This window comes from Nonomuraea sp. NPDC050153, assembly GCF_044460125.1.
Classification (GTDB): Bacteria; Actinomycetota; Actinomycetes; order Streptosporangiales; family Streptosporangiaceae; genus Nonomuraea.
In genome coordinates this window covers 40523-56925 of the sequence record NZ_JBITJQ010000002.1, presented here as the reverse complement: position 1 = coordinate 56925, position 16403 = coordinate 40523, and the positions used below count along the sequence as shown (strand labels likewise).

Here is a 16403-nt window from a genome sequence, read left to right as displayed (position 1 = left end):
CTTCGGTCGTGGTCCGGGCTGGGAACGTGCTCGAAGGCGTATCGGCGCGCCGCGAGGGCGTCATACGGTGGCCCGGCGTTTGGGGAGGAGGTCTACCGGCGGAAGGCAATACAGAAGCCTCGGTTGGGCGAGGGCTGAGCTGCTGTTTAGCCGCCGATCGTTAGCGTCGGATCCATGGACTCACCGACGCGCTTCACTCTGACCGAGCACTCGGACACCTTGTGGCGAGTGACGTTCGACAACCCTCCTGTCAATCTTGTCGACGCGCCGATGACGAGCGAGCTGGATGCTCTGTTCGCGCGCGCCGAGGCGAGCGACAGCCTCGCGGTCATCGTCTTCGACAGCGCCGACCCCGACTTCTACCTGGCTCACTACGACCTTTCCAACGCAGACGAGCTGAAGCATGTCCTGGCCCACCCGAAGGAGATCCATCCTTGGACGGCGCTGCTCACCCGTCTCAGCTCCCTCCCCCTGGCGACCATCTCCTCCATCAGGGGAAGGGCGCGCGGCGCGGGCAGCGAGTTCCTGCTCGCCACCGACATACGCTTCGCCAGCCGCGAGAAGGCCTTCATCGGTCAGTTCGAGATCGGCATGGGCGCCATCCCGGGCGGAGGTCCCGCCTCACGTCTACCTGCCCTGGTCGGACGGGGCCGGACGTTCGAGATCCTCTATGGCGGTCTCGACTACGACGGAGCGCTTGCCGAACGGTACGGGTACGTGAACCGGGCCCTGCCCGACGACGAGCTCGACGGCTTCGTCGACGAGTTCGCGTCCCGCGTCGCCTCCTTCGACCTGCAGACGATCAGGGACATCAAGCACTTCGTCAACCTCGCCACGCAGCGGCCGGAGGCCGAGTACACAGACCAGATGACGGCGTTCTGGGATGCGGTCAACCGTCCGGCCCAGCAACACATCGCAAGACATCTCTTCGAGGCCGGGCTCCAGCAGCGGAGCGACGTCGAACGTGATCTCCCGAATTGGGTGACGCGGTTCCAATACCGCCCCAACTCCGACGGGGAGCAGACGACCGCATGACGACGTCGGATGGGACGGCGCCAGCGCCACCGCTGAGCGCGCTGGAACACCTGGGAACGATCGAGCCGACGAACGGGGAAGCCGCGCTGAGCCGACTCGGCCAGGAGGCGATACGGAGCACCCTGGGGGAGGCCGCTCCGGGCGAGGCGGTGTAGGAGCTCAAGGTCACGCTGCCGGACACCGAGACCCCGTGGTACGGCGGCGCCATCTAGTCGGCGCGGCCGCACCGTATCTTGGCCGTGGCCATGGGGCCCACTATCACCTGCACGTCCTCACCATCGGAGAACGGCGCTACGGCCGGCCCTCGCGCGAATGGGATGACGGCTTGCTGCGGTCGTGGCAGGAGAGGGTGCCTGCCCGCCGGAGGACTGCGGCGGGACGTGGGGATATCGCGAGCTCGGGGCCGTTCTGGCCGATCCCCGCCATGAGGAGCACGAGCACCTGGTGCGATGGGCGGGGCTGACCAGCGCTGCGGAGTCTTATCCAAAGCCTTTCGATCTGGAGGCGGTCCAGCGAGCGGTGCTGTACATCGATTGACACCCGTTCCACCTACCGCGGCTGGAAGCCCTCGTCATTCGTGGAGGATGACGACGGACCCTCTGCCGGGTTTGGTTATGATCAGCTTGCGTTCGCGGAGGATGGCGAATGCTTTGCGGATGGTGTCACGGCCGACGCCGAAATAGCCCTGTAGCTGCACCTCGGACAGTACAGTGCGCGGCGGATAGTCGCCGGTTCGGACGCGTTCTCCGATCCAATCGGCTATCTGCTCATATCTGTAGAACTCGGGGTTCCAGTCGTCTGCGGACCACGGCGTGTCAGGCAACATCACAGGCGGACCATAGACCGTCATCTACTTTCATACATAGACACAACAGTACAGGTCGATGCGGGACTAGTCCTAGACAGGTGGGTACAGGTGCGCTATTGTTTCGCATGGCTCTCGGTAATCGAGGCATCACGTATGGGTATCAATGCGGACAAAGGAGATCGCGTGATGGATCTGTACATCGGACATCTGGGCGACGTGCCCTTCACCAAGATGTGCGGCGGAAATCAGCAGGAGGGGGAGATGGAGAGCTGTGTCCTGATCGCCCCGCTCCCCGGCATAGCGGACGCCTACGCCCTGCGTGACACGAAGAACCCGGACGCCGGGACCCTCCGGTTCACCGGTGACGAGCTTCGCGCGGCCGGGATAGCCACTGTCTAAGCGTCCACTGAGGACGGCGGTCCCTGCTTGATCGAAGCAAACAGGGGCCGCCGCCTCCCAGGATCGTACTGGAGCTCCTCGCCACGCACTGGCACGCCTACCACTGGATCGGCGCCGGAGCCGATCGCGCCAACGAGGCCGAGCGTGTCCGACTTCCTCTCTTCGGTGCTACCGCCGATGCGGACCGGTGACTGGCTGGCCAAGCCCGCATCGCGCATCGCGGCGACGTTCCACGAGGCCGGGCAGGCGACGGACTGGATGGCAGACGAGTACGCGAAGGTGCGCGAGGCGCTTCTGCTGCCTGAAGGGGTGCCTCTGAAGGACCGACTGGAGATTGCTCTTGATCTGCTCCCCCGAGGTGTGGACGTGCAGTGGGGTGAATGGCTGCAAGGAGGCCGGTTTGCCACGATCGGCGTGATCTGCTGCCCGAACCGGCACGTGCCCACCCTTGCCCGGCCCGCTCAGGGCGAACACGGCGTTGAGTGGCATCCCGTTGCCAGGAACTGGACATCACGATCGGCCCTGGAGGTCGGCATGACGATGGAGGAATTTCATGGCCCGCATGTGAAGCCGCTGAAAGAGGCGTACGTGGCCATCGACTGGTCCGCCCCGATGGCCAGATGCAACTCCGTCAGGGTCCGCAGCTACACGTGCGACTGCCTGCCGACGGTGTACGAGCTCTGCGTGGCGGGCGGCCTCGGCCATATCCGCCGAACGGAGAGGTCCGCCAAGGGCGACCGGGTCAGCGAGAGCCCGTGGCTCCGGGACGCGGAGGCGAAGCGCCTGTGGCACGGCATCCTCGAAGGGGACGCACGGTAGCGTTCCCACAGGTGAACGAGCGAGTGGCGTTCGGAAAGGAAGGATCGGCCCGGCAACTGCCCCTTTATCATGCCCGGCTACTCTGCGGTGGCCGCCGATAGCGGTTGGCTATGGCGAGCCGCCGTACGGTGGAGATTGTGTCACCGTCGACGGTTGTGGCAGGTGACACCGCAGGGTTGGAGGAGGCCCTGACCCGGGTGGTGCGACTGGCCGGCGATCACGTCGGCGCGCTCGACTCCAGCATGCGTTACATGGCGGCCCGCGCCTGGGTCGGCGGCGGCGCGGGCCCTTTCACGCAGGCCATGGGGGAGCAGCGGGCCCGGTTGCAGCGTGCCTTCGAAACCGCCGCCGCGCAGATCGCCGAGCGCATCCGCGCCCTCGGCGGGCACGCCGCCGCGCCGTCGCTGTCCGCCTCGCTCGCCGCCACCCCGTCCGCGCGCGGCGGCTACGCCGGGATGGACGTGGAGGCGATGACCCGCATGGTGGCCGACCTGGAGCGCGCCGGGTACGACCTGCCGGCCGCTGGAGGCCGGCTCTCGGTGGCGCTGGCCGCCGCGGGCGTCAGTGCCGTACCCGCCCAGCAGGTCGCGGACGTGGGCGCCTGGGCCGCCGGACAGGTCGTCGACCTGCGCAGACGGCTGACCGTACTCCAGCGTCGCCCCGGGGGCGAGGCGGGCACCGCGGCCGTGCTCGGCTTCGGGCTGTTCGGCGGGTCCGCCCCCGGCCCCGGCCGCCTCGGCGACGTGCTGGCCGCCGCCGCGGTCGGCGACACCTCGGCGCTGGAGAAGCTGGTGGCGGCGCAGAACGCCGGCAAGAACCCGACCCTCGCCGCCCGGGTCGGCGCCTGGTGGCAACTGCTCGACCCGGCCGCGCGCCAGCGGCTCATCGACACCGCGCCGCAACTGGTCGGCTCCCTCAACGGCGTGCCCGCCGCCACCCGCGACAGCGCGAACCGCGCCTACCTGGTCCTGCGCAAGGACGCCATCGCCAAGCGGCTGGCGGAGCTTCGGGTCCTGGACGAGTCCGTGGCGAAGGGGGTCATCGCGGCGGACGCGTGGCAGAGGATGAGCACGCATCGCGAGATCGAGGAGCTGGAGCGGCAGCAGCGGCAGATCGACGCCATCACCGAGAGCCTGGCCCTGGGCGGGATCAACGGCCGCCCGCCCGCGCTCCTGCTCGCCCTCGAACTGGGCGGGCTCGGCAAGGCCGCCATCTCCTTCGGCGACCCCGACAAGGCCGACTCGGTGGTCACCTCCGTGCCGGGCACGGGCAGCACTCTGGAGGGGATCGGCGCCGACGTGGCCCGCGCCGGAACCCTGTGGGACCAGGCGAACCGTTCGGCCCCCCGCACGACGACCGCCTCGATCCTGTGGCTCGGCTACACGGCCCCGCAACTCGACGCCGGGATCCTCCGGGCGGACACCTCCGTGGCCTCACCCCATCTCGCCCAGGCCGGAGCCGGCCCGCTGGCCAGCTTCCTGGACGGCCTGCACGCCACACACCAGGCGGCCGACACTCCACGGTTCACCGTTCTGGGCCACAGCTACGGCAGCGTGGTAACCGGCATCGCCGCCCAGACACGGAAGGGGGCGTTCGCCGATCAGCTCATTCTCGTGGGCAGCCCGGGGACGATGGCGATGCAGGCGGGCGATCTGGGAGTCAAGCAGGTGTGGGTGGGGGAGTCGCCGCAGGACCCGGTAGCCGACCTGGGGCACGTTCCGCTGAGCGGCGGGCGGCACCCCATCTCGGGCGTGCTGCAACCCGCCTTCCCGAACGGCCCCGGCCCCTTCGGCACCGACCCCAGCAACATCACCTTCGGCGCCAACCGCTTTCTCGTCGACCCCGCACCGGTTTCGGGTCTTCTGGGTTTCACCGGGTACGACATCGGGACACACTCCGGTTACTGGGACGATCACACGACATCGCTGAAGAACATGGGATTCATTATCAACGGTCAGTATGATCACGTGGCTAAGCTGCCGACGCCGAAGCCGGTGTCGCCTCCGCCGCTGCTGCCGACGCCATCCCAGTCGCACCCCTCTCCGGAGCCGGTGTCCCCGCCGTCGCCCATTCCGCAGCCCTCACCCACTTCGTCGGGAGAGTAGATGTTCCGCTCCGTGATGTTGATCATCGCAGCCGCGGTGCTCGTCGCCGGGTGCGCGTCCGGCGGAGTTCTAGGAGGAGTGATGAACGGATCGACCGACAAGCCGACGATCACCAAGGCCCAGGCGCTCACCCGGATCGAGCAGCTCATCAACGGGACTGCCGGCATCATCCGTCCCAAGCCCGAGCTGGAGTTGCATCGGCCCAGTCTCAATGACGGTCTCTGCCTCGACCCGCTCGACGGAGGCTCGGAAGAGCGGATCGTGGTCAACCGCGCGTACTACCTGCGCGGACTGCCCAAGGGCTCGCTCAAGGAGGTGATCGCCCAGGTGAAGACTTACTGGCAGAGCCAGGGTCACCACATCCAGGCCGAGTCCGAGAATGGCCTGCAGCTCTACGGGCGCTCCCGCCTGGAAGATTTCTTCATGTCCATCGGCTGGACGGAGGGCGATGTGCTCAGCCTGGGCGCCACCTCGACATGCCTGTGGCCCAACGGCACCCCCGAGCCCTCCCCCACCCCCTGACTCCGTTGGGCCGGTTCGGTTGGGATGGTGATCGAAGAGGCGTCAGGCCGCGCTGTCTACAGGCTTCTCGGTGACGGGCAATCGCAAGGTCCGCCGAGTCGACGACCAAGTGGTGGCGTGCGCCGGGTGCCTCGACATGGCGAGCGATGACATCGAGAGACCCACCTCGCCATGCTCGATCTGCGAAACCGGGGCAACACTCACATCCATGATCGCTGCAACGTCTTTCTGCCCAAAGCCGCGTTCTTCCCGCGCTTCGGCCAGCCCAGGGCGTGTTTCAAAAGACGGCCCCGCCTGAGACTCCCTGTGAAGGGCAGTCTCAGACGGGGGTGTTTGCCGTCCAGCGATCGGCCGGCCTCCCGGGTTGCTAGTTGATCACTTCGGGTGGGAGCCCGCCGATCCTGTGCAGTTCGGATCGGATGGCGGTGAAGCACTCGTCCATATGGCGGCGAAGGCCGGCGAGTTCGTCACCGAGGGCCGCGAGGTCTTGTCTCATCTCGGCCCGGATGTCGGCGAGATCCGCCGGCACCAGGGCAATTCCGACCGTCTTGGTGCTGTCGTCTCCGGGCTGCATGCTCTCCTCGAGTGCCTGGATACGCGTTATCAAAGTGAGGATCTGTGCCTCTATGTTCACCGCATTCCTGCCTTTGCGAAGGTGGGAAGGGCAATCCCGCACCAGTGCGTGGGTGCAAGGTCTGACGGTGAGCACAGTGCCACACTGTTGGAGTTCTTGCAGGTCATGGCTTCTCGCTCGGGTGTGATTGTTTCTCCCGGCGTCCGGCGTTTTTCTCCCCCGGGATGTGATTAGGTGCCGGCGGCTCGGGTGCGAAAGGGGCCCGTTCTGGCGAAATGGGGGCAGGGTGAATGTGAGCTCGGCTGAACGTCAGATCGGCCGGTTGCTCGGTGACGGGCACGATCACCAACCGAGAGCGGAGCCGGCGCATGCTCGCCGCTGCCTGTCCGGTCCTGAGTTGCTCGCCTGCCCGAGCCGTACGCCCGCCGCAAAGTAGCTCTGAGTGACCAGATGCCCTCGGAGGGCTTGACAGACTTAGCGAGCAACGCGACCTGGGACAACGCGTCGCAGGGCGTTATCACGGCCGCGACCGCGAAAATCACCCTTATCTCCGATCAGCCTCGCGATCCCACTGGTGGGTCCACCGCGAAAGCCTCCCTGCGAAGCAAGATTCCCTCAGGAGTAGAGCCGCTCAGGATCGATCAGCATGACGTCACTGTTCTCCGCCGAGCGTAGATCTGCCGTGAACCCGGCGGCGCTGTAGCAGGTCAGGCGGGTCGATCGCGTGTCATAGCCGCGGGTCGCGAGAAGGTCGCGGACGCGGCGGAGCCGTTCGACATGGCCTTCGCACATGACGTCTCCCCATTTGACCTCTCCCAAGGAGAGCACCTTGCGAGGTCCTCCGTCCGGCTCTGCCAGGACCACCACGTCGACCTCGTGGCTGGTGCGACGTTCGGGATCGTTGACGACGCCGTGGCCGACCTCCGCGGGAACGTCGCCGAACGCCTCGGCGCCTGCGAAGTCTGCGGCCCACGTGCGGCAGATGTCTTCGAAGTGCGGCCCCACCACTCCGCTCAGGAACCGATCACGGCTGCGCTTCCATACCTGGTCGGCTCGCCTGCGTTCGAGCTCCCGCCACGCAGGTCGCATCACCGAGTGGTAGAAGGTGATCAGTGGTTCCGTGATTCGGTAGAGCGGGCGGGCGGCACGCAACATGTCGGGGGACTTGGCCAGCAGTCCCGCGTCCTCCAGTACAGCGAGCGGGTGACTGATCTCCGTGGCCTTCCGGCCGATGTAATTGGCGATGCCGCCGCGCGAGGCGTTCCCCTCCGCCACCGCTGCCAAGACGGAGTGATACAGGGCGGGATCACGCAGATCCGGCTCCTCTGCGAGGAGATAGCGTGCCTCACGGAAGAGGGGGCGAGCGGGATTCAGCACCGCGCGCTTGACCCAGCCGTCGAAGTCGGCGAGTGACCGTGGAACGTCATCGCGAGTGTATTCGCGGCGGTAGGCAGGAGTTCCGCCCACCACGGCGTGCGTCAGCAAGGCGAGCCGGGGATCACTGATCTGCCAGAATTCCGCCGCGAGCCGATAGTCCAGTGTGGGAAGGACCAGTTCCAAACCCGCCCTGCCGCGCAACGGTGCGTTCCCGGCCAGCAGCCCGCCCATGAAGGTGAGGGCGGAGCCGCACAGGATCAGGCGAATCGGTGATCCTCCCTTACGCCGCCGCAGATCCAGGGCTGCCTGGAGGACGGACGGCAGCTCAGGCGAGACCTTGACCAGGTAGGGGAACTCGTCGATCACTACGGGAAGCGGCGATGAGGTCTCCAGATCCAGGATTGCGTCGATGACCGCGCGCCAGGAGGTGAAGTGGAGCGGGGCAGGGCTACCGAGTTGGGTGGCCAGCAGTTCGCCGATCAGGTGGAAGTGCTCGGCGGGAACCGCCTCGGTACCTTCGATGTAGATGCCCCCGGCCGCATCGCAGATGGAGCCGAGGAGCAGGGTCTTTCCTTGGCGCGGCCTCCCCGACACCACGCCGAGCGTCGGATATGGAGAATCATCGTTGATGAAGTCGACCAGTTCGGCCCACTCCGCATCGCGGTCGAAGATCTCTGAAGGCTTGGCGATGAGGACCGCCACCTCCACCTGTCTGTGGCCCAACGGGACCCCTGAGCCCTCCTCCACCCCCTGACCCCGGCAGACCGTTTCCGTTGGACGATGGGTGATCGACGACGTGTCAGGCGGCGCTGTCTATTGGCTTCTCAGTTACAGGCAGTCGCAAGGTCCGGTCGGCGAAGTCGACGACCAAGTCGAGGCGTGCGCCGAGTGCCTCGACATAGCGAGCGATGACATCGAGAGACCCCACCTCGCCGTGCTCGATCTGCGAAACTCGGGCAACACTCACATCCATGATCGCTGCAACGTCCTTCTGTCCCAGGCCGCGTTCTTTCCGCGCTTCGGCCAGTTGGTGGCCCCTTGCTTCGGCGAGCAGGCGTCGTGCTCCTGCCTCGATCTCTGCCGGAGCGACTCCAGCAGCGTGCAGTTCCAGCTCCAGGTCTTCCCAGGCTCCCGGCGTCCTCTTCGGCATGTTCACTCCTCGCTATCGCTGGTGTAGAGGGTATAGAGCTCTTCGGTCCAGCGGGATGTTCTCCATGTACCGCCGCTCCCAGTTGCCCGCCTTGTCACCACCTAGACGAGTAAGTCCGATCTTGTCCTTGCTCGCTAAAGTTGGCAGGCTCGCCCTTGCTGTCATGAACTTGGCATTGGTTGATGATCTTGTCATGTTGATCACCACCTAAGATGATCACCGACGTGTCAGGAAGCAGGAGCAGGCTGGTTGAATGCTCGACGCGCCGGGCTATCATTTGCCTCCATGGCAGTGTCCGGGGACGCCTCGGCCAGTTGGGACACGGTTACGTACTTCGACGTGCCGCTACCTGCCCGTGACGCGGACGGCGAGTGGTTAGGAGCCGACTGGCGCGCACTCATCGCCGGTGAGCCTGGCGACAGGTTCTACTACGGGACAAACGGAGTTACGCTTCACCGCACGGTGGTGGTGCGGCACGAGGGTAGATATGCAGCGCTCGCTGACCCGCTCAGCTATACCTTGCCGCGCGTCGATGGAGATGACTCCGATTACTACCTCATCCTGAGGGTGCGCACAGTCCTCGACGACGAGGTATGGGGGTGCTTGCCCTGGTCCCATCTTGGTCCCGGTGACGTGTTCTTCGCCTGGGACAAGTACTACGAGCTGGCGCACAGTCGCGAGCCTGGAGCCGCTGAAAGTATGGTCTACGGCGGCGACTGGGCCGATCTTCAGCTTATAGTCGATCGCTACGATCCTCACCCAGATGGGCCGCGCCCACTATCTGCCGCTACGGATCCGATGCTGTTTCGGGCCATCGAGTGGAAGGACGTTGATCTGGTTCGGCGCCTGCTCGACGCCGGAGCCGACCCTCAAGCTCGGCTGGGGAGCACGTATCCGCTGCTTGCGGCCCTCGGCGGGCCGGTCGAGATTGTGAAGGCGCTTCTTGCGGCAGGAGCCGCTGTCAATGGACCCGCCGACGCCGTCGGGTGGTCACCACTGTACGGCGCGCTGCTAACCCCGCGGCTCGATGTCGTCGTAGTACTTCTCCGCCACGGCGCCGACCCAGACCTTCAGAGCAACCCTCATGAGACACCGAGAGAGCTAGCCGAGCGATTGGGTTTGGCAGCGGTGTTCAACGATGCCCGTGCGGACAACGACGCCTCGATCTTCGATCATCGCCGCCAACAGTGACATCGGCTTGGTGAGCTCTTTCTCCCAGGCCAACGCTCGGGGACCCGATGGTGCGCCGGCTCCGATCAGGAATAGGACAAGTTGAGTGAGCAAGAACGTGCTCGGCTCACCTCACGCTACTTGTCAATGCCAAGCTCATCGACGTCGATCACTGCCATCTTCGATGCGCACCGACAGATCTCCGGTCAGTGGTCGTAAGCGGTCAGTGACCGGGTGATAGGTGCGTTGGTTGCGTTGTTGTGCCAGATCGCGGCGGCCATCGCCAGGACGCGTTGGGCGACGCGGACGGCGACGCCTTCGAAGGACCGGCCGCCGTGGTCTTCCAGGTTGAGCTGGCCCTTGAGGGTGTCGTTAACCGACTCGATCAGTTGCCGGACCTTCTTGAGCATCGGCTCGCCGTAGCGGGCCTACTCGTTTTTGCGGGATGGCCGCAGCATCGCGATCGTGTATTCGCCCAGCAGAGTCTCGAAGTCTTTGCCGGCGAACCCCTTGTCGCAGATCAGGAGGATGCCGTCGTGGTCAGCCACCACGCTCGCCTCGACTTCCAGCATCGCGGCCAGTACCTCGCGCTCGCCGATCTTCGGGTCGGCCAAGGCCCACAGGATCGGCATCCCGGCTGGGGTACACACCAGGTACAGCTTCAGTCCCCAGTAGAACCGCGAATTGCAGACCCGAGATCCTCCTTGATCAACACCCATGACGTCTGCCACCTGGCCGGTTACGGTCCTTGGACGCCCGGACCTGGAGTCGTCAGGTGACCCTCGCCGTACGGGACAAGCCGTACGGGCCCGATGAGGCCGTACGGTTGGCGGGTCAGTCCGCCGTAGACCGACGGGTCCACCGTCCTGAGCCGGTTGCCGAGCGGTGTCGCCACCTCCACCTCGATGGTGTTGGTCCCCCGCCTGAGATACGGCCCCACGTCCACCACCGGGTTGATCTGGTCCACCGGGTCCAGGCGCCGGCCGTTGACGCGTACCCGGCACGTGTCCGTCACCTCCCCGAGCTCCAGGTACGCCCCGCCCGCCCAGTCCATCTCCACCCGGGTGGTGTACGTGCCGACGCCCGACACGTCGGCCAGCGCGGGCAGGTCCGCCCAGGTGGTGAGCCGGTCCAGGTCCAGCGAGTGTTCCAGCTTGACGGTCTCCACCGGTGACGGGCCGGGCTGCCAGTCCTCCACCGTGAGGTGCCATGACGACAGTGGCACGGGCTCGGGGAGCGGGCCGATCGACGTGGTGAGGGTGCGGCCGTCCGAGAGTTCGGTGGTGTACGTCCCGGCGCGGGAGGCACGTAGCACGAGGGCACTGTCGGAGTGCCGGACGAGGTCCGCGTCGGTCGCCGTGACGTGCGGGCCTTGCCACGGCGGCGTTCCGAACAGCCCCGGCGGGCCGATGGCCACGATCATCGACTCGCCTGGCTGCAGCCGCACCCGCAGCCGGATCCCGTCGGCGTCGGTCGTGTGGAGCGCCAGGCGTTCGGCCCGGCCGGTCCACGGGTTCAGGAGGTACGGGACGCCGTCGCGGGCCGTGCGCGCCAGCGTGACGTCGTGGTCGATGGGCGTCACCGGTGGCTTGACGTTCTCGCCGTGCTTGCCGTTGCAGAGGTAGTAGTAGTCCACCTCACCGGCCACCCGGTGGGCCGCCAGCAGTGTGGACGCGGTCGCGTACCGTACGTCGGGCCGCACCCCGAGGGCGGCGAGCGCGTCCGGGAGCTCGGCCTGGTCGGCGATCAGCCGGACGAACGGCTCGGCCAGCAGGTCGGCCAGAACCGCTCGGAGCCGCTCGTTCTCCCCCTCCGCGGCCACCCCGGGCACCGAGGCGGACCGCCACGCGCCGAGGAGCACGACGGGCAGCCCGGCTCGCGCGTACTCCAGCAGCCGCCGCGCCACCGCGACCGTCATCGTGCACTCGGAGGCGTAGAAGCGGTCGCCCTCCACGAACACCGCCTTGTAGGCGGGCCCGGAAGGCGCCAGGCGCCGGCCCGAGACGCGGGCGGCGGGCAGGTCGAGCAGGGGCGCGCTGACGAACTGGTGGGTCCACCCGGTGGGGATGCCGCTCGCGGTGAACCAGGCGGCGCCGATGCCGGTCTTGGTGTAGCCGGTCTGCCGCAGGACGGCGACGTCGGCCCGCGGGGCGCCCTCCCGCAGGACCAGGTGAACGCGGGCGAAATATCCGGAAATGTCGTCGACGTGCCCCCAGGTGGGCTGCCGCGGCCCCCATGACTCCGCGTACCCGACCGTTCCCGAGTAAGGGGTGAAGGCGGCGAACCCGGGCCAGGTCGCGCCGGGCGCGGTGGCGTAGGAGAAGCCGTGCAGGACGACCTGGTTGAGCCCCGCCGCGTACGCGCCTCCCACGGTACGCAGCAGCTTCTTCCAGGTCGTCGTGTACGCCCCGCCCGCGTACGCCCCCGCCTCGCACGACAGCACCTCGTGCCCCGCCAGGTCCCGGCCACCGGCCAGGCAGCGGTAGTCGTCGAGGTTCTTGAAGCCGAGCGACTCGCCCTCGGGCACGTCGAGGATGGCCGCGGCGGCGATGGCGTCGGTCTGCAGCCCGTACGGCTGCGCGCGCAGCTCCAGGCCGATCGAGTGCGCCCAGTCACGCAACATCCCGAAGTGGTGCTCGTTGAACAGCTCGGACACCGTGTCCCAGTAGTCCTTGCGGGCATGCCTGGTCAGCACGGCGTCGTACGCGAAGACCGGGTCCTCGTCCGCCAGCACCACCACCGGCAGGAACGGCGCCAGGGAGTACCCCCGCCGCCGCTCGAACTCCGCGAGCAGCCCCGTCGTCCACGGCAGCGCGTCGCTCTCGATCTCGATGGAGTCCTCGAACAGCGCACCGCCCGCCCGCTTCAGCAGCCGCCGCACGGCAGGCGTGAGCAGCCGGGACTCCCAGTAGTCGATCACCGCCTGAGTGCCCGCCCGGCTGAAGTGGTCCACCACGTACGCCTCGGGCGCGGTGTGCGGGCCGGACTCGGGGCGCTGGCCCGAGCCCCGCTCCCAGTACGCGATCAGCACCCACTCGCCCTCGGCGGGCGCCGTCCAGTCGACGCGCCCGTCGCTCACGGGCACCTGTACCACCGAGGCGGGGTCGAGGCCGGTCTCCTTGCGGGTGGAGTTCGCGGGGTCGAGCCGGGCCGCCTGGACCAGCAGCGGCGTTCGCGCCGGACGCCCGGCGACGGCGGGCGGCGGCGCCTCGCCCGCGTACGTGGCGCCTGCGGCCACGGCGACCGAGCCGTGCGCCAGCTCCTTGACCGCGGCCGGGTGCTCGGGCGTGATCGTGGGGACGGCGGCCGGCCAGGAGGGGCCGATGGTGAGGTCGATGGCCAGGCCACGCCTGGCGGCCTGGTCGAGCGCGGCCTCGACGGCGGCGTTCCAGGCGGGGGTGCCCCAGCCGTGCCCGGCCGGGTCCAGCAGCGACTTGTCGCGGATGCTGTGGTGCACCGCCGCGATCTCCGCCCCGCCGAACCCGGCGTCCGCGAGCCGGTCCACCTCCCGCCGGATCTCGGCGGGATCGACATGGGCGTCGGGCCACCACCAGCGCACCATCGGCCGCACGGCCCGGCGTGGCCGTGCGAACCACCCGGCCCCGGGAGGGCCGGCGGCGGAGGCGGGCGAGCCGGAGGCGAGGGTGAGGGCGAGGGTCGCGGTGAAGAGGAAGCCGCGGCGCGAGAGGTCGTCCATGATGCGTGCGCTCCAGGGGGTGCGGCGCCCGCGCGACGGACGCGGGACGCAGGCTGCTCGGAGGCCGGTTACGCGGGCCACCCGCGCCGCGATGCGACGCCGGGCGGCGGGGCGTGGGCGAGGGCCCGGCCCGGATCGAGACCGGACTCTCGCCTACCGCGTCTAGCTGGGGATCGGGTACGGGAACGCGCTCGTCACGCCGATCTTGTCGTACTCCATCTTCGAGGTGTCGAAGCCGTCCGCCCAGTTGGCGTTCTTGACCTCGTTGCACTTGTAGGCCTGGTACTTGTCGTCGCTGACCTTGCCCACCTCGACGTTCTCGATCGAGAACCCGCAGCCGCCCGCGTCCATGTGGACGCCGCGCGTGCCGGAGTCCGGCATCTGCCCGGCGGGGTCGTTGATGACGTCGCCGATCACCATCTGCGAGACGTAGTTGTCGATCGGGTGCGGTTCGACGTTGTGCACCCCGTAGGTGTAGAAAGCGCCCATGTCGCCGCTGTCGAGGCCGGCCTCCTCCAGGCGGATGTAGGAGAAGCGGTTGTTGCGGGCGTAGTTGTCCTCGTTCTTGATCTCGGGGCGGACCTCCAGGCTGATGCCGTAGCGGGCGCTGTGCTTGACGACGATGTTGCTGACCACGTTGTTGCCGGTGTTCATCAGCTCGATGCCGGCCGCGTCGCCGGGCACCAGCTCACCGACGTGGTAGATGTAGTTGTTCGAGAACGTGTGGTGCCCGGTGATGTCGCCCTCGCCGGGATAGCCGCCCTCCACCTTGATGCCGTCGCCGCCGAGGTTGTCCAGCAGGCTGTCCGTCACCTTGACGCGCTCGTTGGCGAAGAGCAGGAAGACGCCCGTGAAGCCACTGTCGGACAGGTGCAGCCTGGTCAGGTCGATGTCGCGGGAGTTCGTCACGGTGATCATGCCGAACCGGTTGCGCGGCATCTCGATCTGCCGGTCGTAGATCGGGTACTTGTGCTCGTAGCCCGAGTCGCCGGCGGCGTTCCACCCGTACCGGTACCAGTCGACGAAGTCGGAGTACTGCAGCGCCAGCCCGTCGAAGGAGAGGTTCTGCACCCGCCGCTCGGGCGAGGACCCGGCCAGCGAGATGAGCGTCTTGACGGTGGGGGCCAGGACCTTGTCGATCGAGCCCTTCGGCCAGTAGTAGACCTCGCTGTTGGCGAAGTCGAAGTAGTACTCGCCCGGCTGGTCGAGGAAGCGCAGCGTGTTCTGCAGGAAGTAACGCGAGCCGCTGCGGCTGTTGACGAGGCTGAAGCGGGTGTCGTGGTTGAACGTGAAGAAGTTCTTGCGGAAGTCGGCCCCGCCCAGCGGCACGGTGTCGCTGAACCAGCTCCACGACCCGCCCGACCAGACGACCATCTGGGCGTTCTTGTCGAAGTCGGCGTCCCACTCCTTCGGGACGTCCTTGGGGTCGAAGAAGAGCCAGTTGTGCACGGCCTGGTACTCCGCCTCGGGCAGCACCGAGAACAGGTACGGCGACCAGAGGTCGTCGCTGGTCCTGTTCGGGTAGCGGGCGGTGGTGGCGCGCTTGCCGTCCTCGAAGAGGGTGTAGAAGTTCCGGTCGACCTTGGTCTTGTAGATGTTGTCGTCGTACTTCTGCCAGCCGGCCAGCGGCCTGGCCCCGAGCAGCCTGGCCTTGCCGGGGCCGTCGGCGCTGCGGTAGATGATCTTGTGGCCGTTCTCGCCGGAGTCGGCCTCGGTGAAGGTGATCGTCTTGTCGACGACGTAGTCACCGGTCTTGAGGTTGACCACGATGTCGCAGTTCTGGTGCTGCTTCTTCTTGGCCCGGAGCCGGTCGCGGGCCTGCTCGATGGACTTCCACGGGCGCTGGGCGCTGCCGTCGCCGCGGTCGCCGCCTGAGGGGGAGACGAAATAGTCGCACGTCTTGGCGGCAGCCGCCGGGGTCGGGGTCGTCAGCCCGCCCAGGAGTAAGACGACCGCGCCCAGGGACCTGAGGATCACTGGCTCTCCTTAACTTCCCGCCACCGCTCGTACTCGGCGCGGGTCTCGGGGGTGAGTGGGTAGTAGTCAGAAAGCGCCCCGCCCTCCTCGATGCGGGCGCGGCTGTAGCGCTCCCACTGCTCGTGGTCGGCGGCGGCCTCGAGCACCGACGCGGCGCGCCGGCGCGGCACGACCACGGCGCCGTCGTCGTCGGCCACGCACAGGTCGCCGGGCAGCGCGAGCGCGCCGCCCACGGCCACCGGCACGTCGTACGCCCACGGGAACAGCTCCGCCTGCGAGGCGTAATGAGGGGTCGCGCCCGTGGTCCAGAGAGGCAGCCCGATGCCGCTCACCCGGGGCAGGTCCCGGACCCGGCCGTCCACGACGATGCCCGCGCCGCCCCTGCGCTTGAAGTAGCGCACCAGCATGTCGCCGAAGCAGCCGGTGTACGCGCTGCCGTACGCCTGCACGAGCAGCACGTCGCCCGGCTCGATCGTCTCCAGGACGGCCCACAGCGCGGTGTGCCGCTCGACGTACTCCTGGCCGAGCCCGGAGGCGATGTCCTCGCGCTGCGGCATGAACTGCAGAGTGCGGACCCGTCCGGCGATCTTCTGCCCCTGGGCGATGGGACGCGGTCCCTCGATGAAGGTCCGCCGGATGCCCTGGGCGTGCAGCTTGGCGCAGGCGGTGGCCGAGCTGATCCGTTTCAGCCCCTCCACGAGGACGGGATCGGGTCCGGCGGGCAGTGGCCCGCGAACAGGCAGATCCCAGATGGCGTCGTCCATGTAACT

Annotated in this window: 16 protein-coding genes; 7 read left to right on the top strand and 9 right to left on the bottom strand. The window is 67.7% G+C overall.

The genetic code is table 11. The annotated features are described in order from the left end of the window. Nucleotides 1–174 precede the first annotated feature (174 nt). Both ACIBQ1_RS04640 and ACIBQ1_RS04635 read left to right on the top strand, forming a co-directional pair. Nucleotides 175–1035, top strand: coding sequence for an enoyl-CoA hydratase/isomerase family protein (locus ACIBQ1_RS04640; RefSeq protein ID WP_397274609.1), 861 nt, complete (start codon nt 175–177; stop codon nt 1033–1035). 336 nt (nt 1036–1371) lie between these two features. Next, nucleotides 1372–1572, top strand: a complete 201-nt coding sequence (locus ACIBQ1_RS04635; RefSeq protein WP_397274608.1) for a hypothetical protein — start codon at nt 1372–1374, stop codon at nt 1570–1572. Nucleotides 1573–1606: 34 nt separating this feature from the next. Here ACIBQ1_RS04635 and ACIBQ1_RS04630 read toward each other — a convergent pair whose 3' ends face one another. Then, nucleotides 1607–1861: a winged helix-turn-helix domain-containing protein gene (locus ACIBQ1_RS04630; protein ID WP_397275529.1), complete on the bottom strand. Its 255-nt coding sequence runs from the start codon at nt 1859–1861 to the stop codon at nt 1607–1609. 168 nt (nt 1862–2029) lie between these two features. Between ACIBQ1_RS04630 and ACIBQ1_RS04625 the strand changes: the two genes are divergently transcribed. From ACIBQ1_RS04625 to ACIBQ1_RS04610, 4 genes are all read left to right on the top strand, one after another. After that, nucleotides 2030–2242 carry a DUF397 domain-containing protein gene (locus ACIBQ1_RS04625; RefSeq protein ID WP_397275528.1) on the top strand — a complete coding sequence of 71 codons (213 nt, stop codon included), beginning with the start codon at nt 2030–2032 and terminating at the stop codon, nt 2240–2242. A 144-nt stretch (nt 2243–2386) separates the two neighbouring features. After that, a complete protein-coding gene (locus ACIBQ1_RS04620) occupies nt 2387–3061 on the top strand; it encodes a hypothetical protein (protein WP_397274607.1) in 675 nt (224 codons plus the stop codon). Between the two features lie 155 nt (nt 3062–3216). Next, nucleotides 3217–5166: an alpha/beta hydrolase gene (locus ACIBQ1_RS04615; RefSeq protein ID WP_397274606.1), complete on the top strand. Its 1950-nt coding sequence runs from the start codon at nt 3217–3219 to the stop codon at nt 5164–5166. A gap of 81 nt (nt 5167–5247) precedes the next feature. Continuing rightward, the gene (locus ACIBQ1_RS04610; RefSeq protein WP_397274605.1) at nt 5248–5688 is read left to right on the top strand and encodes a hypothetical protein; all 441 of its coding nucleotides are present in this window, start codon (nt 5248–5250) and stop codon (nt 5686–5688) included. Between the two features lie 367 nt (nt 5689–6055). On the opposite strand, the gene ACIBQ1_RS04605 is transcribed toward ACIBQ1_RS04610, so the two are convergent. The 3 genes from ACIBQ1_RS04605 to ACIBQ1_RS04595 form a co-directional block, all read right to left on the bottom strand. Then, nucleotides 6056–6322 carry a hypothetical protein gene (locus tag ACIBQ1_RS04605; RefSeq protein WP_397274604.1) on the bottom strand — a complete coding sequence of 89 codons (267 nt, stop codon included), beginning with the start codon at nt 6320–6322 and terminating at the stop codon, nt 6056–6058. 555 nt (nt 6323–6877) lie between these two features. Continuing rightward, nucleotides 6878–8341, bottom strand: a complete 1464-nt coding sequence (locus ACIBQ1_RS04600) for an ATP-binding protein (protein ID WP_397274603.1) — start codon at nt 8339–8341, stop codon at nt 6878–6880. A 97-nt stretch (nt 8342–8438) separates the two neighbouring features. Next, complete coding sequence (locus ACIBQ1_RS04595; RefSeq protein ID WP_397274602.1) at nt 8439–8789, bottom strand: helix-turn-helix domain-containing protein; 351 nt, start codon at nt 8787–8789, stop codon at nt 8439–8441. A 285-nt stretch (nt 8790–9074) separates the two neighbouring features. Here ACIBQ1_RS04595 and ACIBQ1_RS04590 point away from each other — a divergent pair, with 285 nt between their 5' ends. Further along, nucleotides 9075–9980, top strand: a complete 906-nt coding sequence (locus ACIBQ1_RS04590) for an ankyrin repeat domain-containing protein (protein WP_397274601.1) — start codon at nt 9075–9077, stop codon at nt 9978–9980. A 185-nt stretch (nt 9981–10165) separates the two neighbouring features. Here the strand turns inward: ACIBQ1_RS04590 and ACIBQ1_RS04585 are convergent, their stop codons facing one another. The 5 genes from ACIBQ1_RS04585 to ACIBQ1_RS04565 all read right to left on the bottom strand — a co-directional run bounded on the left by ACIBQ1_RS04585 (nt 10166) and on the right by ACIBQ1_RS04565 (nt 16397). Beyond that, entirely contained in the window at nt 10166–10369 is a 204-nt protein-coding gene (locus ACIBQ1_RS04585) for a hypothetical protein (RefSeq protein WP_397274600.1), read from the bottom strand. An 18-nt stretch (nt 10370–10387) separates the two neighbouring features. Further along, nucleotides 10388–10591 (bottom strand): hypothetical protein, encoded by a 204-nt coding sequence (locus tag ACIBQ1_RS04580; protein ID WP_397274599.1) that lies wholly within the window; start codon nt 10589–10591, stop codon nt 10388–10390. A gap of 107 nt (nt 10592–10698) precedes the next feature. Continuing rightward, on the bottom strand, nt 10699–13656 hold the full coding sequence (locus tag ACIBQ1_RS04575; protein ID WP_397274598.1) for a glycosyl hydrolase: 2958 nt from the start codon (nt 13654–13656) through the stop codon (nt 10699–10701). 162 nt (nt 13657–13818) lie between these two features. Then, nucleotides 13819–15633, bottom strand: a complete 1815-nt coding sequence (locus ACIBQ1_RS04570) for a right-handed parallel beta-helix repeat-containing protein (protein ID WP_397274597.1) — start codon at nt 15631–15633, stop codon at nt 13819–13821. Then, on the bottom strand, nt 15630–16397 hold the full coding sequence (locus ACIBQ1_RS04565; protein ID WP_397274596.1) for a hypothetical protein: 768 nt from the start codon (nt 16395–16397) through the stop codon (nt 15630–15632). Before ACIBQ1_RS04565 ends, ACIBQ1_RS04570 begins: the two co-directional genes overlap by 4 nt. Between the last annotated feature and the right edge of the window lie 6 nt (nt 16398–16403).